15 protein-coding genes, 3 pseudogenes and 1 CRISPR repeat array are annotated in these 22,417 nt (G+C 42.6%); of the genes and pseudogenes, 13 read left to right on the top strand and 5 right to left on the bottom strand.

Annotation, left to right across the window (positions count from 1 at the left end; translation table 11 throughout):
* Positions 1-5 precede the first annotated feature (5 nt).
* The 6 genes and pseudogenes from EGC80_RS11155 to EGC80_RS11180 all read left to right on the top strand — a co-directional run.
* Complete coding sequence (locus tag EGC80_RS11155; RefSeq protein WP_124013285.1) at positions 6-1,634, top strand: HAMP domain-containing methyl-accepting chemotaxis protein; 1,629 nt, start codon at positions 6-8, stop codon at positions 1,632-1,634.
* A gap of 9 nt (positions 1,635-1,643) precedes the next feature.
* The gene (locus EGC80_RS11160; RefSeq protein WP_124013286.1) at positions 1,644-2,201 is read left to right on the top strand and encodes a chemotaxis protein CheW; all 558 of its coding nucleotides are present in this window, start codon (positions 1,644-1,646) and stop codon (positions 2,199-2,201) included.
* A 449-nt stretch (positions 2,202-2,650) separates the two neighbouring features.
* Positions 2,651-3,451, top strand: coding sequence for a CheR family methyltransferase (locus EGC80_RS11165; protein ID WP_124013287.1), 801 nt, complete (start codon positions 2,651-2,653; stop codon positions 3,449-3,451).
* Between the two features lie 14 nt (positions 3,452-3,465).
* On the top strand, positions 3,466-3,960 hold the full coding sequence (gene cheD, locus EGC80_RS11170; RefSeq protein ID WP_164839454.1) for a chemoreceptor glutamine deamidase CheD: 495 nt from the start codon (positions 3,466-3,468) through the stop codon (positions 3,958-3,960).
* Complete coding sequence (locus EGC80_RS11175) at positions 3,957-5,033, top strand: protein-glutamate methylesterase/protein-glutamine glutaminase (RefSeq protein ID WP_124013289.1); 1,077 nt, start codon at positions 3,957-3,959, stop codon at positions 5,031-5,033. Before cheD ends, EGC80_RS11175 begins: the two co-directional genes overlap by 4 nt.
* Before the next feature lie 163 nt (positions 5,034-5,196).
* A CRISPR array of direct repeats spans positions 5,197-5,583; the repeat unit is 28 nt; unit sequence GTTCACTGCCACACAGGCAGCTTAGAAA.
* Between the two features lie 31 nt (positions 5,584-5,614).
* Positions 5,615-5,797: pseudogene (locus EGC80_RS11180) on the top strand (IS3-like element ISPpr7 family transposase); the annotation flags it as partial.
* Positions 5,798-5,811: 14 nt separating this feature from the next.
* Here EGC80_RS11180 and EGC80_RS11185 read toward each other — a convergent pair.
* Positions 5,812-6,843, bottom strand: coding sequence for an IS630 family transposase (locus EGC80_RS11185; protein WP_124012054.1), 1,032 nt, complete (start codon positions 6,841-6,843; stop codon positions 5,812-5,814).
* 93 nt (positions 6,844-6,936) lie between these two features.
* Here EGC80_RS11185 and EGC80_RS11190 point away from each other — a divergent pair.
* A pseudogene (locus EGC80_RS11190) lies at positions 6,937-7,161 on the top strand (transposase); the annotation flags it as partial.
* 100 nt (positions 7,162-7,261) lie between these two features.
* Here the strand turns inward: EGC80_RS11190 and EGC80_RS11195 are convergent.
* From EGC80_RS11195 to tnpA, 3 genes and pseudogenes are all read right to left on the bottom strand, one after another.
* Positions 7,262-10,549 carry a PAS domain S-box protein gene (locus EGC80_RS11195; RefSeq protein WP_124013290.1) on the bottom strand — a complete coding sequence of 1,096 codons (3,288 nt, stop codon included), beginning with the start codon at positions 10,547-10,549 and terminating at the stop codon, positions 7,262-7,264.
* 101 nt (positions 10,550-10,650) lie between these two features.
* Complete coding sequence (locus EGC80_RS11200) at positions 10,651-12,600, bottom strand: methyl-accepting chemotaxis protein (protein ID WP_124013291.1); 1,950 nt, start codon at positions 12,598-12,600, stop codon at positions 10,651-10,653.
* An 817-nt stretch (positions 12,601-13,417) separates the two neighbouring features.
* Positions 13,418-13,687 (bottom strand): annotated as a pseudogene (gene tnpA / locus EGC80_RS22985) (IS200/IS605 family transposase).
* Between the two features lie 153 nt (positions 13,688-13,840).
* On the opposite strand from tnpA, the gene EGC80_RS22705 reads away from it, so the two are divergent.
* Positions 13,841-14,110: a helix-turn-helix domain-containing protein gene (locus tag EGC80_RS22705; RefSeq protein ID WP_233768637.1), complete on the top strand. Its 270-nt coding sequence runs from the start codon at positions 13,841-13,843 to the stop codon at positions 14,108-14,110.
* The gene (locus tag EGC80_RS11210; RefSeq protein WP_233768657.1) at positions 14,032-15,066 is read left to right on the top strand and encodes an RNA-guided endonuclease InsQ/TnpB family protein; all 1,035 of its coding nucleotides are present in this window, start codon (positions 14,032-14,034) and stop codon (positions 15,064-15,066) included. Before EGC80_RS22705 ends, EGC80_RS11210 begins: the two co-directional genes overlap by 79 nt.
* A gap of 448 nt (positions 15,067-15,514) precedes the next feature.
* Here EGC80_RS11210 and EGC80_RS22425 read toward each other — a convergent pair whose 3' ends face one another.
* Positions 15,515-15,688, bottom strand: a complete 174-nt coding sequence (locus tag EGC80_RS22425; RefSeq protein ID WP_164839455.1) for a hypothetical protein — start codon at positions 15,686-15,688, stop codon at positions 15,515-15,517.
* 469 nt (positions 15,689-16,157) lie between these two features.
* Here EGC80_RS22425 and EGC80_RS11215 point away from each other — a divergent pair, with 469 nt between their 5' ends.
* Genes EGC80_RS11215 through EGC80_RS11230 form a run of 4 tightly spaced genes read left to right on the top strand, consistent with a single transcriptional unit; the run spans position 16,158 to position 22,348 of the window.
* The gene (locus EGC80_RS11215) at positions 16,158-17,096 is read left to right on the top strand and encodes an ABC transporter six-transmembrane domain-containing protein (RefSeq protein WP_124013292.1); all 939 of its coding nucleotides are present in this window, start codon (positions 16,158-16,160) and stop codon (positions 17,094-17,096) included.
* Positions 17,087-18,304, top strand: a complete 1,218-nt coding sequence (locus EGC80_RS11220) for an efflux RND transporter periplasmic adaptor subunit (protein WP_124013293.1) — start codon at positions 17,087-17,089, stop codon at positions 18,302-18,304. The genes EGC80_RS11215 and EGC80_RS11220 overlap by 10 nt, the downstream gene beginning before the upstream one ends.
* Positions 18,304-21,411, top strand: coding sequence for an efflux RND transporter permease subunit (locus EGC80_RS11225; RefSeq protein ID WP_124013294.1), 3,108 nt, complete (start codon positions 18,304-18,306; stop codon positions 21,409-21,411). The genes EGC80_RS11220 and EGC80_RS11225 overlap by 1 nt, the downstream gene beginning before the upstream one ends.
* Before the next feature lie 13 nt (positions 21,412-21,424).
* A complete protein-coding gene (locus EGC80_RS11230; protein ID WP_164839456.1) occupies positions 21,425-22,348 on the top strand; it encodes a helix-turn-helix domain-containing protein in 924 nt (307 codons plus the stop codon).
* The last annotated feature ends 69 nt before the right edge of the window (positions 22,349-22,417 follow it).

Genomic DNA, 22,417 nt, shown 5'->3' on the forward strand with positions numbered 1-22,417 from the left:
TATGGATGTTTAATAACATGAAACTAAGCATGCGCCTCGGTGTCACCTTTGCGCTTTTAATTGTCCTTATGCTAATCATCATAGGAATAAGCCTGAAAGAGTTATCGATGGTTAATGGCATTACCTATCGTATAGTTACTGACGACTGGCGAAAGACAGTACTAGCTAATGAAATCATAGGCTTAGCCAATGGAAATGTTAAAAACCGCTTAGAATTGCTCATTAATGACAGTCCAGAAGAACAAAAGCGCCTTCACGATGTACTAGCCAGCAATAAAATAAGTATAGATCAAAAAACCGCAGAACTTGATTTAATGATTAAGCTACCTGAAGGCAAGGCCAAAATGGCTGCACTCAAAGAGATGCGAGTTAATTTTCAGAACGAATTTAACACAGTGAATGGTCTCATTGAGAAAGGACTAAAGCTAGAAGCTATTGCTGTGATGCTCGATAAAGCAATGCCTATCCTTAATGCGTACTTAGCAGCAGCAGGTGAACTGGTCAATTTTCAAGGCTCTGTTTTAGAAGCGTCAAGTGACGTATCTCAGCAAAGCTATGAAGACGCTGTTTTAGCAATGGGAATTTCTGGAATATTTGTCTTCATTGTCGCTATCGGTGGCGCTGTTTTAGTTACTAAGTCTATTATAGGTCAACTCGGTGGCGAACCCAGCTACGTTACAGATGTAGTTAGCCGAATTGCCAAAGGCGACTTGCAAACTAAAGTCAATGTAGAACTTAACGACACGAGCAGCATGCTCTTTGCTGTCAATGTTATGGTGACTAAATTGTCTGACATCATCGCCAGTATACGCACCTCAGCGGATAACCTTTCAAGTGCTTCAGAGGAAGTATCGTCCACTGCACAGAGTATGAGTCAAGGAGCAAGTGAGCAGGCAGCAAGTGTAGAAGAAACATCTGCATCGATAGAGCAGATGTCAGCCTCAATTAGCCAGAATACCGAGAATGCCAAGGTGACTGATAGTATGTCATCAAAAGCTGCAAAGGAGGCTGATGAAGGCGGAATTGCAGTACAGAAAACTGTGAGCGCAATGAAATCAATTGCTGATAAAATAAGCATTATCGATGATATAGCCTACCAGACTAACCTATTAGCACTAAATGCTGCCATCGAGGCCGCTCGGGCTGGCGAGCATGGTAAAGGCTTTGCTGTCGTAGCAGCAGAAGTCAGGAAACTGGCAGAACGTAGCCAAGTTGCCGCACAGGAAATCGGAGGTGTTGCCACTAATAGTGTAGGCCTAGCAGAAAAGGCAGGTAAGTTACTGGATGAAATCGTTCCGTCTATCAAGAAAACTGCTGAGCTCGTCCAAGAGATTAGTGCTGCCTCGGAAGAACAATCCTCTGGAGCGGATCAAATTAACATAGCAATGGAGCAGCTTAGCCAAATTACTCAGCAAAGCGCTTCTGCATCTGAAGAGCTGGCTGCCACTGCTGAAGAGATGAGTAGCCAAGCAGAATTACTACAAGAGGTAATCAGCTTCTTTAAAGTCGATGTAGCCAATACGCCGAATACAATAAATAAAAGAATCCCCCCACAAAATCAAACTGAAACAGCTAAACCCCAGACCAAAACAAGAACGATAGCTAATAGTGAACTAAACTTTGTTCGTTTTTAGGAGGACATTATGAAATTTCCCAGTACAAAAACCAGCAACATGGAGCTTCCGGTCGAAGATGACAGACAATATCTGACCTTTAACCTAAAGGACGCGATGTATGCTATTGGAATCTTAAATATTAAGGAAATTTTAGAATATAGCAATGTTACCCCCGTCCCTATGATGCCCCATTTTATTAAGGGCGTAATTAATCTCAGAGGAGCCGTCGTGCCAGTTATCGATCTATCGGCTCGTTTTGGCAATAACCAGAATTGTATAGTAAAACGCACTTGTATCATTATTATTGAAGTGCTTAACGAAGAGGGAATGCAAGACATTGGTGTGATGGTCGATGCTGTGTCGGAGGTTATCGAGATAAGCCATAGTGATATAGTCCCTGCACCTGCATTCGGCGCACAAATAAGAGCCGATTTCATTCAAGGAATGGGTAAGATCAATGGTGATTTCGCGATTATTTTGCAAGTTGATAAAGTATTATCAGTAGAGGAGATCTCTATGATGAGTAACTTGGTCCACGAACAATCTACTGACACTAAACACGCCTTAGATCAAAGGATCATGTAAGGATTTTACCGGGATTAGCTGCATTTTCTAACCACAGCTAGTGAGCTTAAGCCAACTAGCTTGGTAGAAAATGGATCGCTGAGCTATGTTTGTTAACCTTGGTTTTATATATATGCCTTTATCGTCTCTATTGAAGCGACACCAGCTGTCAGTAAACAAGCTAGGAGTTCAAAAGTGAAGTCAGCTACCAATAAGCTAAAGACTGAGTGACTTGTAAAGTGACATACAGGATAGGTTTTAGGCTTACTTAAATCTTTTAGTCATTTTGGTACTACACATGATAGAGATATCGATGAAACGAAGTATATTCTCTCGGTCTGGCATGACCGTCCAGTATAAAGAATCCGCAACTATAAATAGCAAGAGGATTACACGCATTACGACAGTGCTATGCTGAAACTGACATGTAGTCATAGCTTATTTTAGGCGTTTTGGTTTCGAGGATAAATATGGATATTTTGCACCTCAGCGACAAAGAGTTTTCCCTATTCAAACACATGATTTACGATATTGCAGGTATCAATTTATCAGATAATAAAAAGGCTCTCGTCAAAAGCCGTCTGGCGAAACGGGTAAAATATTTTGGCCTTAATAGTTACCGTCAGTATTTTGATATGATACAAAATCAAACTCATAATGAATACCAAATCGCTATTGATTTGCTGACGACTCATGAAACTTTTTTCTTTCGTGAGCAAAAACACTTCGATTTCATAAAAGACATGATCATACCCACTTGGAATATGTGCCAACATCGTGTGTGGAGTGCTGCCAGCTCATCGGGAGAAGAAGCATTTTCACTTGCAATGGTGTTAGCCGAAAACTTAAGAAATAGAAATTGGGAGATTATCGGTACGGACATAAGTACGAAAATTTTAGAGCAAGCTCGTGGTGGCCATTATGCTATTGAAAGAAGCGGAAATATTCCAAAACACTATTTAAAGAAGTACTGCCTAAAAGGAGTAGGCCAAGAAGATGGGACCTTTATTATCTGCCCTGAGCTTAGAGGAAATGTGCAGTTTATTCATGCAAATTTAAAGAATAACTTAAGTCACCTAGGTAGTTTTGATATTATATTCCTTCGTAATGTACTAATTTACTTTGACGTAAAAACAAAGGAACAAATAGTATCTCAATTACTTAAGCAATTAAAACCCAACGGTTATTTTATCGTTGGGCACTCAGAAAGCCTAAGCGGAGTGGTCGATAACCTTAAAACCATTGTTCCTTCAGTGTATCAAAAACAATGAATACTTGCTCGGCTATGCCAACTATTAAACAAGTCACCCTACAACCAGGGGAGTTTCATTTCAGCCAAGGCCTGGTTAAAATAAATACCCTACTTGGCTCATGCGTTGCCATCACCCTGTGGCATCCTCAAAAGCATTTAGGGGGTATGTGTCACTATATGCTGCCTTGCAGTAGCCCATCAAAAAACCTGGAACTGGGATTTTTTGCTGATGGTGCTATTTTAATGTTTTTAAATGAAATTAAGAAACACCACACCCACCCACGGGACTATCAAGTAAAACTATTTGGTGGCAGCAATATGATTCATCAGCCTAATAGTAAACATCACTATTTCAATATAGCAGAAAAAAATATTACCGCGGGAATATCATTATTAGCTACACATGGATTTAACTTACAAAACATGGATTTAGGAGGGTCAGTTCACAGAAAAGTATCTTTAGAGTTATGGAATGGGGATGTATGGGTTAAACACGGTGATATTGAAGTGAGTAGAGAAACGCTATGAAAACAATAAAAGTGATGATAGTCGATGATTCAGCCATCGTTAGGCAAGTTCTACAAGCTGTACTAAACAAAGATCCTTGTATTGAAGTAATCAGTGCGGTCTCAGATCCTCTGTTTGCGATGACCCGTATGGCTATTCAATGGCCCGACGTCATAGTGCTTGATATTGAAATGCCTAGAATGGATGGTGTTACCTTCCTCAAAAAAATCATGGCTAAGCGCCCCACTCCCGTTGTGATCTGCTCAACACTAACAGATAAAGGGGCTGAGACAACAATGCAGGCCCTTTCGGCTGGAGCGGTTAGTATTGTGACTAAACCTAAAATTGGTCTGAAAAACTTTATTCAAGATGCTGCTAATGACATTACCAGTGCCGTAAAAGCTGCTGCTAAGGCAAATATGAGTAATATGCGTATGCCCAGGGCTGCAGTAAAAGTAAGGGAAAAACATGGCGTAGAAAATGTCATCCCAAGCGGTGCATCTGCCATGTCTAAAACCACTGAACATGTAGTTGCAATAGGAACATCAACCGGGGGGACTCAAGCTTTAGAGTTTATTTTAAAAGCCTTACCCACTAATTCTCCAGGTATTGTTATTGTCCAACATATGCCAGAAAAGTTTACAGCCACCTTTGCTGAGCGGCTCAATAACATTTGTGATATTCGTGTCAGAGAAGCTCGTCATCATGATCGGGTCTTATCTGGCCAAGCTCTCATTGCTCCAGGTGGAAAACATATGATGCTTAAACGCAGCGGCGCACAATATTTAGTCGAAATCATTGATGGACCCTTAGTCAATCGTCACAAGCCTTCGGTGGATGTATTGTTTAGATCGACAGCAAAATGCGCAGGTAAAAATGCCGTTGGTTTTATTTTAACGGGTATGGGAGATGATGGCGCAAGGGGGCTAAAAGATATGTGTGATGCTGGTGCATCGACTGTAGCTCAAGACGAACAATCTTGTGTCGTGTTTGGTATGCCTAAAGAAGCCATCGCATTAGGGGCCGCCAACAAGATATTATCTCTGAATCAAATCCCACAAGAAATTATGCGCTATGCTTATTTAAAGATCTAGAGTTTCTAACTTCAAAATTGTCAGGTGAACCGTAGGAGCTTAAACACCAAAGTGTTTCTGGATATCAGCCTGAACTGGCGGATAACCGTTCACTTTGCTGTAATAATAAATAAACGCGAGGTATTGGCCTTGCTTCACGTTAAATGCAGGGTTAATTTTTTTCTCTGACTGCCACACAGGCAGCTTAGAAAATTCATCAATGCTTGTGCTGCAATAATGTTTTGTTCACTGCCACACAGGCAGCTTAGAAATGATAAACTTCCGAAAAGCGTTGTAGTTTAGGTTCACTGCCACACAGGCAGCTTAGAAAGTGATTGTGGACACTAACACGCAACACCTCTGGTTCACTGCCACACAGGCAGCTTAGAAATTTTCTTTTCAACGCAGCAACGATAATCTATTGTTCACTGCCACACAGGCAGCTTAGAAACTGCCATCGCCACTATTTTCTGCTGATTTTAGGTTCACTGCCACACAGGCAGGTTAGAAAACAATCATACTGATTTTTAGAACCTGCTCGAAGTTCACTGCCACACAGGCAGCTTAGAAAAAATGGTGAAGAGTTAAACCAATAATGCACCCATTTACCACCAAGTCAAATTGTACCGATACTTGCTGATAAAGGGATATATATAGGGTCTGAATCGAGTATTTACAGAATATTAAAGAATAAAAAGCAGCTTCAGCATCGTTTAAAAAGCAAGTCTGCAAGAACGGTAATTAAGCCAAAGGCATTAACTGCAACCGGCCCCAATCAGGTGTATATACTCAAGTGAATTCAAACTGCAGTTTTTAATTTCTGAAAGTTATCATTAATTGTATCACCGAGTGTATCGGCAATATCGGGGAGGGTGATGCTAAAAAAGTCAGTGATTTTTCGTCGGAATTCTTTTGTCGTTGCGAAGTATTGCCCATTCCTCGCATGCTTATTCATTACCTTCCACAATCGTTCTATTGGGTTTAAATTTGGACTATAAGGTGGCAGGTAATGCAATGTTATATTCAGATTTTTAGCCTCTTTAACCACTAAGGCATTTCGATGGTATCCAGCGCCATCAAGCACCAAATGGATAACACCACTTGTTGAGTAACGCGCTCTAATTTGGTTTAAAAAATCGATGATGGATGCACCGTTAACCGTTTTGCTATATTGCTCAATGACCGCTTCTGTTAAGTGACCAAGTCGGATTGCACCAACCACGTTAATACGGGTTCGGCTTCCCGTCGTTTCTATCGGTTTATCAACGCCTTTTTTTATCCAGCCAGCGGTGATTTTTGTGGCTTGGGTCGGATGAACCGCATCCATAAATAATAACGGTTCATCAGGGGTTAACGAGGATTTTAGTTGCTCATAATATTCAATGAAAGCCGTTTGTTTGTCTTCATCAAATTTGTGAGGAACCCCTTTAGGGTTTTTATAGCTGAACTGATGTTTATGCAGCCATTTATTGAGGCCTGACACTGTGTACTTAATCTGAAATTGTTCTGAGATATAAGCGACTATTTGATGGCTATGCAAGTAGGTCACCTCACACAGGTGTGCAATCAAGAGTTCAGTTTGCTCTTGACTCAGATAACTTAAGGAGCCGCCACTATTACACGTGAGTTTTTGGTCGTGAGCATAGGCATCAATGTATCGAACTACGGTCGTTTCGTGAATACGTAACGCTTGGGCAATCATTGGCGTTGGCCAATTTTCATCGCGTAGTAAAATGGCTTTAATGCGATCACACTCACGCCTATCACTCGAGCTTTTATGTCGAGTTTCCAATGCTACTTTTTGTTCTGGCGAGAGTGTAATTTGTTTCATGGGGCTATGATGATCCCATTTGGGACAAAATTAAGCATTTTCAATGATCACGGGTATATACCCATGATCAATGAAGATGCTTGATTTTTTACCAATAAAGATCACCATACCCTCCCGCCTTACAGCCCTAATTTAAACCCAATAGAACGTTTGTGGAAGATAATGAATGAGCATGTGAGAAATAACAAATATTTTGCAACGGCGAAAGAATTCAGGGATAAAATTGATGAACTTTTTAGTCAAACACTTCCCCAGATAGGTGATATTTTAGGAAGTAGAATTAATGACCATTTTCAGGCGTTAAAACATGCACCTTGAAAAATGATGGGTATATACCCGTAGATTTAATTGATACCGTGCTGTTTCTGCACGATATCAAGTCCGAAAAAACTGATTGTTATCTCATAATTCGCTCGTACTAATTCGCTGATACTAATTTAGGCTGACAAAATTGTCGCCACGCAACATCTGGCTGCCAATTTTCCGCCCATAGAGGAATATCTTTAGCCATCATCGGCCTCGCAATCCCATACCCCTGCGCCAATTCACAGCCTAATTGCAATAGCGCAACACCATGGGCGATGGTTTCTACTCCCTCGGCAATAACGTCACGCTTAAATGTCTTGGCCAATACCACCACGCTCTCGACAATCGACAAGTCATCGGAGTCAATCAACATATCACACACAAAGGTCTGGTCTATCTTAATCAAACTCGCGGGCAAATGCCTGAGGTGACTCAATGAAGAATAACCCGTACCAAAATCATCTAATGCAAAATTAACCCCCAGCTTAATACAGGCGAGCATGGTCTCAGAAACCTGCAACAAATCACCTATCGCACTCGTTTCAAGGACTTCTAATTCTAAAGCGCTAGGAGCAACCTCGGGGAATGCGGCCAATAACTCAGCCAAGCGAGTGGCAAAATCATCACTCTGTAATTGAATCGCGCTAATGTTGACACTGACGGGAATATTCACCCCCAGTGTTTGCCACGCCTTAATTTGACTCAGTGCGGTGCCAATGACCCATTCGCCTAGCGCGATACCGAGAACATGCTCCTCAATGACAGGCAAAAACTCATTAGGGCCGATTAAACCACGCTCGGGGCATTGCCAACGAATTAACGCTTCAACGCCAATCATTTCCCCTGTTTTCATATTGACCTTAGGTTGGTAATAAAGTAAAAACTCATTCCCGTCCAATGCCTTACGTATGCGTTGCAACTCTTTATGCTGATTAACCATCTCCGTATTATGTGCAGAATCAAACAAGCGATAGCGGTTCTTTCCCTGTTGCTTTGCAACATACATGGCTTGATCGGCATGGCGTATGAGTTGGTCTGCATCGACGCCATCTTGCGGATAAATAGATACCCCAATACTGGCAGATACTTCCAACCTAACGCCCCCCACTACCACAGGATCCGATGCAGCCAGCAATAGTCGCTCTAAGATAGGCTCACAATCCGTCATTGTTTGTATATTTTCCATCACAGCGACAAACTCATCCCCGCCTATACGAGCCAGCGTATCTTCATTACGCAGGGCTTCCTTCATGCGAGATGAGACCACAATTAATAATTCATCACCAACGATATGACCGTAGGTATCATTAATTTTTTTGAATCTATCCAAATCAACAAAGGCGACTACTAATAATGAGTGTTGATGTTGGCTGTGCTTCATGGATTGGGTTAGACGGTCTGCCAATAATGTACGATTAGGTAAGTTTGTTAACATATCATAGTGAGCAATACGTTCTAATTGTCCTTGGTGATCTTTAATGGCGGTAATATCGTTGAATAGGGCAACGTAGTTTTGCTCCACGCCAATATCATCGAGTACCGAGCTTATGGTAAGTATCTGCGGATAAACCTCGCCATTCTTACGCATGTTCCAGACTTCACCTGTCCAATAGCCTTTTTGTCGCAAAGAGGCCCACATCTCTTTATAGAACTCTGGTAAATGAAGTCCCGATTTAAACATTCGCGGATTTAGTCCTATCACATCACCGCGTGAGTAGCCGGTAATATCACTAAAAGCATCATTAACGTCTATGATGATACCGTTGGTATCAGTGATGATGATCCCTTCTTTGGCGTAGGTAAATACGCTGGCGGCAAGTTTGCGCGCGTCTTCAGATTGCTTACTCTTGGTGATGTCTTGATGTGTGCCGGACATTCGCAATGGCTTGCCGTCGATTGTCCACTCAACTACCCGGCTACGATTGAGGATCCAGACCCAACTACCATTATTGTGCTGCATCCGAAATTCGCATGCTAAAGATTCAGTCTCACCCTTGAAACAATCCTCTATCAATTCATTGGTCTTATTGACATCATCAGGATGTAGCAGTGCCTCCCAAGTATCAACGCTAGTGGGTTCAAGCTTATTAAGACTGTAGCCCAACATCTCGGCCCAGCGTTCATTTAACACGTTTTTACCCGTTTCTACATTCCATTCCCAGGTGCCAATATTAGCGCCCCAAATCACTTCAGCATAACGCTGACTTTGCTCGCGAAATTTTTTCTCAGTCTCCTTTAAGGCTATTTGGTTGCGCCTATTTTGGGTAACATCTTGGATTAATGATATCACCCCTATAACGTCACCGCGGTCACCGATAATTGGCGTGTTATGCCATTCACAGATAATAGTTCGGCCATCTTTTGTCAAGTTGTTACTGATGTTTATTGAATCTTTATTGTTTTCTGACAATGACTTACAGACATTTTCAATATTATTTCTATTTTCTTCAGGCACCAATAAATCTAATAGCGAATGCCCTCTAGCTTCATCAGCAGAGTAGCCGAATATGGCTTCGGCTGATTTATTCAACTCAATACAATTTGAGTGTTGATCCCATGAAATGTACCCGAGCGGCGTATTTTGAACATGGTGGGACAGCATCGCCTCACTCGCCTGTAATTTCATCGCGGTTTTGTTGCGGTCGGTGACATCCCGAATGAAGCCCATGTAGCCCTGAATTTGGCCATCAACATCTTTAATCATAATTCGACTGGTTTCGCCAACAACAATACCGCCGTCCTTGTGGCGGTAATTAGCTTCATAAGGTTTGAGTTTCTCTCCTGCGGCGAGATTAAAATACATTCGACCTTGTCGCTCATATTCTTCATTGCTTGCATAAATAATCGATGTGGTATTCCCAACAAGCTCATCAGAGCGATACCCTAACAAGAGTTCCATTCCCTGATTTATCGATATAATTCGGCGATCTGGGTCCGCGAAAATGAAGCCGTCGGTTACACAATTAGAAATTGAGGTAAACCACCTTTCGTTATTAACGGATGCTGTTTTCGCTTTATCAAGAGCGCGCAATGTTTGTTCGCGTTCACCCAGCTCCCTTGGAAACCAACGCTTGAGGAGAAGCCAGATGACCAGCAAGCCAGCAGCAACATTGATTAATTGGGGAATAATGAGCCAAGAAGGTTGCGACAACAGCTCGTTGATAGCTTGCGGGATAAACCCGTACAGTGAGGTAAAATACAACCCCAAATAGACACTTTCAATGATGGTCCTGACGGCATCAATGCCAAGGATAACAAGAAGAACGGCAACCGTTCCGCCAACGGCCCCATCAAGGGTTGTTAATTTTCTACGTTTAAGCAGACAAATGCCGATAATAACCAACCATAAGGTGGTCAATATCCAATATGATATCGGGGTGATAAGTTCAATAATATTCATTCATATCTAATTAATTGACTTGCAGGCAAACAGGATAATTGCTGTTGGGAAAGATAAACAAGCGCATCACAGAGACGCGCTTGATTATCAATTAAGTATAGTTAAATTTTAAATTGATCAACCAACTCTTTTAGCTGCTCAGATAAAAGTGCAATCTCAGCAGTAGAGGCTCTTGTCTGGTTTGCAGCCACCGCATTTTCTTCGGCAATATGTTTTACATTAATCACATTTTCATTAATGCTTTCTGCAACAGAGCTTTGCTGCTCAGATGCACTTGCAATCTGAATATTCATGTCATTAATCACACTGATAGCCTGAGTAATTGCTTGTAATGCACGCCCCGTTTCATTGGCTTGATCCACACTCTCTGCCGCTTGAGTTCTCCCTTGGGTCATTACCGCTACCGTGCTTTGGGTTCCAGCCTGAAGCTGCTCAATCATATTTTGGATTTCTTGGGTAGACCCTTGGGTTCTCTGAGCAAGTGAGCGAACTTCGTCGGCCACGACGGCAAAGCCGCGTCCATGTTCGCCAGCACGGGCAGCTTCAATTGCAGCATTGAGAGCCAGTAAATTAGTCTGGTCGGCAATCCCTCGGATAACATCTAAGATTTTAACAATATTAAGGGTTGCGTGTTCGACTTCACCTAACTTCTCAGAAGATTCATTAACCCTGTCAGCAAGGTTATTGATTGCTAAAATCGTTTTTTCAACCACCTGGCTACCACTACTCGCGTCATTGTCTGCTTGATTAGCCGCACCAGCCGCATTACTAGCATTACTAGCAACATCATTAACTGTCGCAGCCATTTCGTTCATTGCTGTTGCAACCAAATCTGTTTCAGTCTGCTGGTTTACCACCCCTTGGCTTGACTGCTCTGTCACCACCGCCAACTCTTGTGAGGCGGATGCAAGCTCAATACTGGCGCCTGATATGGTCGCAATAATATTTCTCAGGTTAGTGGCTGTCCCTTGAATGGATGCAAGTAACTGCCCAGTTTCATCGCGGCTTGAACTTGTTACTTCGATGGTTAAGTCGCCCTTTGCTAGCTGATTAGCGGCCTTAACTGCCTGACTTATTGGACGAGTGATGGCGATAGTCAACAAATACGCCGCAATGGAGCCCATAAGAATGGCAACAAAAGACAGAATCAGAGTGAGGTTAATACTGTCATTAGTATTTGTTTTTATCTCTGAGCCCAATATATCTTGCTCTGCCATAACAGACAGTTTGACGTCGTCTACACTTTTCGCCACCTGCGGGCCAATTTTTTTCAGTGTATTATTAATCAGTTCGTTTTTGTCTTTGATAAGCTGATGAACGTCATTAAGGCCTCGTACATATTTCTGATGCGCCGTTAAAAATTCTGATAATAGTGATTGATGAGTAGGATTTGACAAGTATTGTTTGAGCTCGGTTGCTTTTTCTAACAGTTTAGTATCTATCGAGTTGATAGCAACACCATAATCTTGCTGAGTATTAGAGGTCAGAAACTTGCTAGCATACAAGCGTCCAAACAACAATTTCTCTTGAACATGAGAAGCGTGATAAATGATTTTGGCATCATTATCATCATAGGCCGACTTAATTATTGCAGCGATAGCCTCTCCCATCACCTCTCCCTGAGGCACGAGTTGGTCATTGAGTATGCTGTTTTGTTGTTCCGTTAATGACACGACGCTAGAAAAAGCATTTTTATACTTGGTTATCGATGTCTCAAGGCTCTTTATAATTTGCGCACGTTCTGGTTGTTGGATTTCCTTTCTACTCTTAACCAAGAAGGTATCCATTTTATCAAGGTAGGCTTTATATTGGGTTAAATTATTGTCATTTTGAGTGTCGAGATAGCTCAACACATTCATGCGAACCATTAACATATTCGCCTGCAAAAGCCCTGAAAAATTGGTTTCTCTCGCAAGACCTTCGTATCGAGTGATCCCTTCATCCGCTTTTTTAAGTGCGATAATACCCACACCGAGTACTACCGAAAGAAGAGCTAAAACCACAAAAAAACTTAAGCCTATTTTTAATCCTAATCGTAAATCCCTCAACATATATCCCCCCCTAATATCAATACATTGTAAACTAACATTTAAGTTTGCAGAACGATGTGCTGAATAAAAACCAATAAACTCAGTAAGTTACTCTAACATGTTGGTTTTTGTGATTTATCGAGTTTGATCACGTTGCATGTTAATAATGTTGAAATTGTGATAGATGTTTAGCTTTCTCATTTGTTAACGTTAATTTTTGATAGCAGGAACGACAATCGTCAGCGGGCAGCACATGCGAGTTGATACAACTTCATTTGCCGTTCAAAGAGCTGTTTGATAACGGTTTATTATTCCGAGTTAAGGTGAAATAAGCTGAGCTGCCCATAAGCTTTGAACTAAAAGCCCGAAGCGCACTCCACCGATTATCAAGGATCATCAATCGCATAGGACTTGGGCATAAATAATGTAGAGACTTTTTGTCAAATTTTTGTGCCGAGTTGGCACAAACACCTCAACTATCCAGACCTCAATTCAGCGAAATAAATCTTCACCTCTTGATATCGGTGTACAGATCCATGAAGCCACAATGAGATTTATCCGCTAAAAAGTGTCAGGATTTTTTACACTTTTAATTTTGTTTCGGGGATGTGGAAGGAAACATCCTCTGGTTGACTGTTCTGGGGTAGGTGCAAACCTTTATTGTTCCGAAAAAAAAGCGGTCCCATCATTGTGTTTTTAACATTAGTCTACGTGGATTGCACCGTGCAAAAGCAAAAAAATGCCGCAATACAAATAACTGATTGCGGCATTTTTATCTAATCTGTAGAGAAAACCCCGTGATCAGAGCGAAGCGAAGTCGCGGGGATGAATCGATAAACTAACCTTGCTCTTGAATATATTGACGGATCGTATCAACGGAAGCGCTGCTAGTTGAGCAAGCAAAATATCCATCAGACCAATAATTGTTCTCCAACCAAAATTGCTTTTTAAGGTTCGGATATCAACTCCAAATTAATCTGTTGGTTTGCTGCTTAATTCTTCTAACATGCTGCCCAACAGCATATCTCGGTGAAATCCTCACAAGAATATGGATGTGATCCCTATCTATTTCGACCTCTTCAACTGAAAAGTCAGACTTCTGCGAAATATCTAGAACAGCCCTTTTTGCACATTAGCCAACATCTCCTTGCAGTAGTTTCTTCCGATATTTAACGACGAGGATTAAATGTAGTGCTTGTAATGAGAATTAGTTTGATATTCCATTTGACAAACCCTATTCATACAGTAGTTTATACAGTATATGAAAAAGACGCTTAGATATAATTTTAGGATAAAACCAACGCCAGAGCAGGAAGCCAAACTTATTGAGTTTGGCTCATATGCCCGTGGCGTATGGAACTTGTTGCTATCTGAAAATATGCTTCGATATCAGTACGATAAAACGTTTGTGTTTTACCATGAAATGGCTGGGCTGATTAAAGACTTGAAAAAATTCGAAGAGTTTCATGGCTTAAAGCCTTCGATTCTGCGACCTCACAGCAAGTCGCTCGTGATCTTGAAGCAGGGTTGAAAAACTCATTCACGAAAGGTCGTACTCAACAATTTCCGACATTTAAGGTCAGTTTTAAACAGAAAAAACTGCACAACGACAGTTTTAGGTGTGTAAATAACTCGAACCGTATCCGCATCGAAAATGGTGCGGTCAGCATTCCGAAAATTGGCAACGTACCGATTGTTTTACACCGTAAATTAGTCAGTGAAATCAAGACTGTTACTGTCCAACTATCACATGGTAAATGGGAAGTTTCGCTGACTCAAGAGGTTGAATGCAAGACCGCGAAGCGGGTCTTGCATTCAATTGTAGGCTACGACATTAACAGTCAGCATACGGTTGTAGGTTCGAGCGGTTGGTACGTTAAAAACCCAAAAGCTTTTAAACGTTCATCAACAAAGCTAAAGCAAATTCAAGTCCAGTTGAGCCGAAGGAAAAAGGGCTCAAATCGCTGGCATAAAACCAAATCCCGCTTAAATACACTTCACGGAAAAATCTCACGCCAACGCCTAGCGTTCGCTCACGAAGTATCATGTTCGATAGCCAAGACCAGTGATATCATAGTGTTTGAGGATTTAAACGTGAAAGGTATGCAGCAATTTAACGGCCATATGGTGAACGATAACGTGATGGGTATGATCACTTCGCTGACTAAATACAAAGTTGAATTGAATGGCGGTATTTACCATGAAATTGGTCGGTTTGTGAAATCGTCAGGCATTTGTTATCAATGCAAGCACTCGCACAAGTTTGGCCTTAGCGTGCGAGAATTTGCCTGCGAAAGCTGCGGTTTAGTCCAGTGCAGAGATTTAGCAGCAGCTAAGTCTATCGAAAACACAGGCGAAAATGATTTAATGGCGGCTGGGATAGTCGCCAGGGTAACCCCCAAATTTCAGCAGAAAACATCGATTAAAACGAAAGTCTTTGAGCTATCAAAGTTTGGTGTGGGAACTGAGAAAAAAGAAGCAGCTTAGCCGTTAAAAGCTAGATTGCAGAAGCCCCGTGATCAGAGCGAAGCGAAGTCGCGGGGTAATTCACTGCGTTAATTATTCATATTTCGCAACAAGATTTTTAATCTTTGGATCTATCTCAGAGTGATGGTCGGAAAATTTTTCAGTTTTAAATCGGCGTCAATCACCTTTGACGGAGATTGTTGCTCGGCGGCTTTTGTCCTTAAGCTTACGAATTGGAGAGTATTGAAAGCTATTCTTTTCTTCAACATTAACCCAGTCTAGCGCTTTGACGGCATCTTTAATAACAGCAAAATATCAATGCCATTAATTGGTGGAAATATATTTATTGCGTACTCCAGAATTAAAATTAGCATGAGTGTAGTTTTTCTGGCTATATTGAGTTTAAGTCATGCGATGAGGTCAAAATTGGCGAGTTTCTTGTTAGGAATCTAAGTTAGGGGAGTTTGCTTTAAATGTACTGTAATCTTCCATGTGTTCTCCCGAACGCTTTTTCAAATAACGAGAAGTCCTCATAATCTGTTCGATCATTAATCGATTTACGGCGCATATTCATCATCATTGCGAGGATATCGTCTTTGCCATAGGCCTCAATCACCCGTTTGCGGATCAGTTCTTCTGACATAACTTCGATGAGAGCTTTTATAAATCACCTTCTTTCAATAATCGCTATCGTTTCAGCAACAGCAACAGCGGCAAAAAAGTCTGCGAGTCGCTTTACACAACTCTCGAACCGGTGCTTTTCAAGATGGTTGTCACATATTTACGCCAAAGTGGATATTGATGGTCTAAGAGCATTAGCCATGCCCGGGTGCACGAAACATTGTGAGACATATGTGAAACATAAATCAAAAGAAAATATGACACAACGATGTTCCATAACTATTTGGTAATAGGAAATAAAGTGATCACTTCGGATTTAGCTAGGGCACGAACTTCTCTTAATAGGGGGGGGGGTAGAAATATTAACAGCTCTCAATAGGCATTATTTTCATAGCTGGATTAATTTTAAGAAAAAGCGCAGTTTGGGACACGTTTACCGAGGTGTAAATACTTATGCTGCAGCCACTGAAATTTTCGTTCTGAGGCGAGCAATGTCACAACACATCCTATCTGTAGCCAGCTTAATTAAAAAAGATAAAGCGGCTATTGGGCTAACCTGGTTAATGTTAGCGCTAGAAAATATTTTAATGGCACTAATTCCTTTATTTATCGGCCTATCCATCGATGGTCTTCTTGTTAATGATTTAGGCCCCTTAGGATTATTTGCCATGACGATGGCTGGACTTATTTGCGTGAGTGTGCTCAGGCGGATGTACGATACTCGGGTGTACGGCGAGATGAAAGTAGAGCTAGGTAAAGATCTAGCCCCTAGACTGCATGGTATGCCTGTGTCCATTAGTAACACCCGCCATAGCCTAGCAAGGGAGTTGGTCGACTTTTTAGAAAACGACTTACCAGAAGTATTCTCCTCCCTTATCCAAATAACTATATCAGTAATAGTACTTGTCAGCGTCAATGCCTTACTGGGCTTTGCCTCTGGAGTACTACTTGTGAGCATGCTACTCATTTATGGCTTGGGTCATGGGCGTTTTTATCGTTACAACGCAGGGTTGAATTCTCAAATGGAGCAACAGGTCCATTTACTCAGCAAGCCTTCCTACAGGGAAGATCGTCAATACGGGGCATTTTTCCGCCATTTAAAACGGCTGAAGCGTTGGGAGGTGAAACTGTCAGATATGGAGGCCTGGATCTACGGTGCCATATTTTTACTGGTGGGTCTATTTATTTGCTGCAACCTTTGGGTTGGTGCCCGGCTACCTGGAATTTCATCGGGCCAATTGTTCACCATTATCAGCTATTCATGGGAGTTTGCCGAAGCGGGCATCGCACTGCCCATGGCACTGCAGAGTTGGACTAGACTTCAGGAAATCTCAAGCCGTCTAAATCAAGCTATTCAAGTACCTGCCAAGACCAATGCTGCCAACGCCATTAGTAACAAGGTCAGTAATGAGGAAACACCATGTCTATAACTCTCAAACCTAATACCTTCGGCTTGATAAAATGTCACTCAGGACTGTTTGTGGCCTTCGCTATTTTTATTTTCACTGTCTTGATTGTGTTATTGACAGAAGAGCCAGAGGCATACACTGAAGCAAATGTCATTTCCCTACCCAAGGTCTCTGTAGTTGTGGCTTTGTCTCAGGTATTTAATGCCCCTATAGAATTAGTGGGTATTACCCATTCTCGCTGGCATACGAATATAACGAGTGCTCTTGAAGGAAGCCTTGAATCCTCAGTGGATGCCCTTGAACCTGGGACTCGAATTAAAAAAGGTCAAGTGTTAATCCAATTGGCTCAACATGCCTACCAAGCAGATGTTGATTCTGCGCTTAGCCAAGTTGCCAATACTGAGCTTGAGCTAGTTAAAACTCGCTATGAGCAGCAAGTGGCTTTGCAGATGGGCGGCGCACTTAAGACAAAGTTTTCACGTTTAGAACCGCAAATAACCTTTGCAAAGGCAGAGGTAAACGCGGCAAAAAGTCACCTTTCCCATGTCAGGCAGCGTCTTAAAGACACTCAAATAACAGCGCCTTTCGATGCCATTATTTTGCAGCGAAATATCACCCCAGGGCAGAAGGTACAAATTGGTGAGCCTTTACTGACTATTGCTGCTGTGGACGTGCTCGATATTCAAGTGTCGCTCTCCCAAGGGCAGTGGCAAAAGCTGGTAGCGGTAGGATCTCAGCTTGAGCTAAATGCATTGATCACTCGCGCCGATGGTAATAGCTTGCCATTATCTTTACGGTATGTTGAACCCAAGCGAGACCCTGTTAGTCATCAATACAGCTTAGTGTTCACCCTCAATGGTACCTTTGTTGAAACAGGGTTATTACCAGAACAGCAAGTAAACCTTGTGGTTACAAGTGTAAAGCACTCTATGGCTTACTCTGCACCAGCCTCAGCCTTAACCCAAGATGGTCAAGTCTGGTTGATGGATGAAAACAACAGGATCAAGCCTGTTTCTGTGACGCTGTTATCCCAAAAAGGTGACCAGATTTGGTTTGATCTATTGGGTTATGAGTCGCAACAAAAGGCCATAGGTGTATTGCGCTACCCGATGTCTCATCTTATTGCTGGGCAACAAATATCGCCTGAATTGACAGATGGTGCCGCAATACTTGTAACATCTAGTCAGAAGCCTATGTCTGACAGCAGTATGCCAGCGAGGGTAAAATAATGAAGTGGCTAACCCATTGGTTTATCCATCATAAAATTGCCGCTAACTTATTGATGTTTTTGGTTATGGCGGCAGGGATTTTATCCCTGAACACTATTCGTGTTGAAAGCTTTCCGCAGATCCCAACGAGTCAGTTGAAAATCAGTGTCGTCTACCCAGGTGCTAGCCCTGAGCAAGTAGATGAAGGGGTGACCCAGCGAATAGAAAATGCCATTAGTGGCATTGCCGGCATAGGCAAAATAGCCAGTCAATCGAGCAGAGGCTTCGCCCTAATTCAAGTGAAGAAGACAACGGGAACAGATCTTACTGTTCTGATGGATGATATTCGAAATGCCGTTAATGGCATTGTCGGCTTGCCCCTTAGGGCTGAGCAGCCACAATTAACCCGCGATGAATACACCAATTTGGCTGCCTATGTGATGTTATACGGTGATGCCGATACCCAAGCAATGCAGCAGGCTGCCATTAAAGTTAATCAGGCGCTAAGACGTCATCCATTGATATCTCAAGTGACTGATTTAGGTAAATTAGAGCAAGAGCTTGTGGTAGAGCCAGATAGAGATACCTTAAGAAAGTATAAGCTCACTTTGGGGCAGCTTGCCGAGCAGATGCAGTCTTGGTCATTAGAGTATCGCAGCGGGTTATTGAAAACAGCCCAGGGCAATATTGTGCTTCGCGGTGACAATAATGCCGATACCTTACTTAAGCTTGCCGCCATACCCGTGATAGTGACAGACAATAGCCAAGTACTCTTAGGAGACATAGCCCAGATTAAACGGGGCTATGAAGAAGTCGATGGCATAGTGCGTTATCAAGGTAAGCCTGCTGTGTCTCTAATGGTTTCAACCAGTAAAAAAGATAACTTGCTCGATGTCAGCGATGCCATCCACCAAGTAGTGCAAGAGCTAAAAACGCAGCTGCCGCAAAATATTAAGCTAGATGTGATGGCGGATATGTCCCCTTATATCAAGGAGCAGTTGTCATTACTGGGCACTAACGCCTGGCAAGGGATATTAATAGTGCTGGTGCTGTTAGGTTTGTTTCTCAACATTCGAATCGCCTTCTGGGTCGCTCTAGGCATACCGATTTCATTGGCCGGAACTCTTTGGCTTATGGGACCGCTGGGCTACACAATCAATGACATCACACTGTTTGGCTTTATTCTAGTACTTGGGGTCTTAGTGGATGATGCGGTTGTGGTGGCAGAAAGCATTTATGAGAGCCAGCAGAACATGGCCGATCCTAAACTTGCCGCTGAAGAGGGAGTCAATAAAGTGGCAACGGCGACGGTTTTTGGTGTGCTGACTACTATTGCCGCTTTTAGCCCCATGCTGTGGATTGAAAATGAACTGGCGCGCATGCTAGCAGGTTTCTCAGCAGTTGTGATCTTAGCACTGATTTTCTCACTCATCGAAAGTAAGTTTATTTTGCCCCATCATTTGGCCAACATGAAACAAACCGATGACACAGGCCCTGTTGCAAAGCTTCGTCGTTATTGCTTGTCATACTTAGACACATTCTACGCAAACTATTATCAGCCGGTATTATCGAGCGCCTTGAATAATAAGTTTGCTAGCCTAGTTATTTTTTCAAGTGTGATGCTGTCTGCCTATGGTTTTATGGCAACAGGGGCCATTAAGAGCGCGTTTTTTCCCGATATTCCCAGTCGCTTCTTAAGTGCCGATATTATTATGAGACAAGATGCGCCACTGTCTCTGACGTTAGAAAATGTCAAAAAAGTTGAGCAAGGACTTATCGAGACGGAAAAAACATTAATGAGTCAATATCAGTTAGATGAATCTCCTATTATCAGGCGTTTAGTGTCTACCGAGGGGAGTCATAGAATCGAGTTGGTAGCAGAGCTTTCCTATAGCGCCCTAAGTCTGTTACCAGCGCAAGAAGTGCTCAGTGCTTGGCGTAAAGCCGTTGGCTCCTTAGAAGGCGCCTATGCTCAGCGTTACAAGGCCACAGATGATGTCGCCGGTAGCACAGCCTTAACCATCACAGCACCTACATCGGCCCTTGCCAAAGAAGTCAGTACTCAACTTAAGCAAAGTCTTGCCCTTATGCCGGGGGTGAATGATATTTATGATGATAATCAAGGGGGCAGGAGGGAAATACAATTTATGCTTAATGACTATGGCCGTCAACTTGGGCTGACTCAAGCAAAGCTTGCTGAAGTCGTTGGCGGCGGTTTTGGTGAACTTGAAGTGCAACGATTAATGAAAGATGCGGAAGAAGTGAGGCTACTTATCCGTTTTACTCAAACGGTGCGTAGCTCCTTGAGTCAGCTATTAGCCACGCCGATCCAGGTGAAACAAGGTAAATATGTGTTACTCGAAGACGTGGTCGAACAGAACACATCTCGTCAGAGTGATGTGCTATATCGCTTAAACCGCGAGAGAGTCGCGACCCTATATTGGCGTCAAAACCGCAGCATAAGCCCACCCGAAGCCGTGCTCGAAGGCTTAACTGAGCCGATAGCACAACTTATGTTAATCTATCCTGAGGTTAAAATTCGCGCTAGCGGTGAATTTGAAGAGTTAGCCGAAGTGCGAATTGGCTTTAAAAAAGCCATGTTACTGACCTTAATCCTTATTTTTGCCTTACTGGCTATTCCGCTGCAATCCTATGTGCAGCCTTTGATTATTATGGCGGTGATCCCCTTTGGTTTTGCCGGGGCGATAATAGGGCATGGTTTAATGGATTTACCCGTGAGTATCTTGTCATTATTTGGCATGATGGCCATGACAGGTATAGTGATTAACGACTCGCTGGTATTGATGACGCGCTTTAATCAAAATATCGAACAAGGCATGGCAAGTGTGGCAGCAGCGCTAGAGGCTGGAAGAAGCAGGCTCAGGGCTATTTTTCTTACCACAGTCACCACTGTGTGTGGCTTGCTGCCTTTGATGCTTGAAAGCTCAGAACAGGCCCAGTACCTGAAACCCGCCGCCGTTTCTTTAGTGTTCGGCGAACTATTGGCAACGCCTATCACTCTGATTTTATTGCCTATTTTATTGGTTATGTGTCAAAGAGATCCCAAAGGTTGCAACAATGATGCAGGGCAGCAAGCCGCGCTTGTATTTGATAAAGGTCCCCATTGAGTTGGAATTATCCATGAAAAATGAAAAACCATTCGTACTGCATGACTTAGCGCCGGAAGCCCATTTAGTGGCAAGCTTGCCGCCAAAATGGAAGCAGAGGTTTGAGTTCGCGATGGCGAGCATGGAGAAGATGCTTTTTGAGGGGAATAGTCTCACCTGGGAGGAGATTGCCAAACAAAGCGCGATTTCCCCCCACCATTTTCACCGCATGTTTGCCTTAGTGTTTAATGAGACACCGGGACAATACCTAAGCCGAAAACGCTTGGGTTGGGCTGTAGATTTAATGATAAGTGAGCCAACACTGACTGTGACAGAGGTCGCCTTGGAAGCGGGTTTTTCCTCTTCGCAGGCGTTAGCAAAGGCGCTAAAACGCAGCTTAGGGCTTACGGCAAAAGAGATTAAGCAAAAGCAAAATCAACTAGACTTCTTCGATGATTTGATGCGCCGTCTTGGGCAGCCTATGAAGATGTTACAGCAAAGCCTAGAAGAGAAAATGGCCGCTAAAATAGGGTTTGAAGTGCGAGAGTACCCTAGTCGCTCCCTAGTGACTAAGGGGCTAAGCACCAGCAGCATAACGAAAATGTACAAGGTATGGTGTGAAATTAAGCCTAAAGGCGAAGGATTAGCCATGGTGAACTTAATGCAGCTGAGCATTAAGGATCAACAAGTGGATGTGGGGCAGTTTGAAGTCGGCTATTTTTGCCAGCGGCCTGAACAAGCCAATCTCATTTTAGAGGCCGGCAGTTATCTATGTGGTAGGGTAAAAGTAAACAACTTCTCTGCCTATTTTTCGGCTTGGGATGCGCTTTTTATGTATTTATTAACCCATGATTTATTTATAGATGACAATACTAAATGTATAGAGGTTATAGAGAAACCAGAGAGTTTACTGTGGGAGGATACTGAGTTAATCATCAGTGTCCGCTTGATAAACTAGACCTCATTTTTCACAAGTATCTCATGGGTGGTTCGGACTACTGGCAATAACCAATCATGCTTAGCTCTT

It is taken from the genome of Shewanella psychromarinicola (genome assembly GCF_003855155.1).
Classification (GTDB): Bacteria; Pseudomonadota; Gammaproteobacteria; order Enterobacterales; family Shewanellaceae; genus Shewanella; species Shewanella psychromarinicola.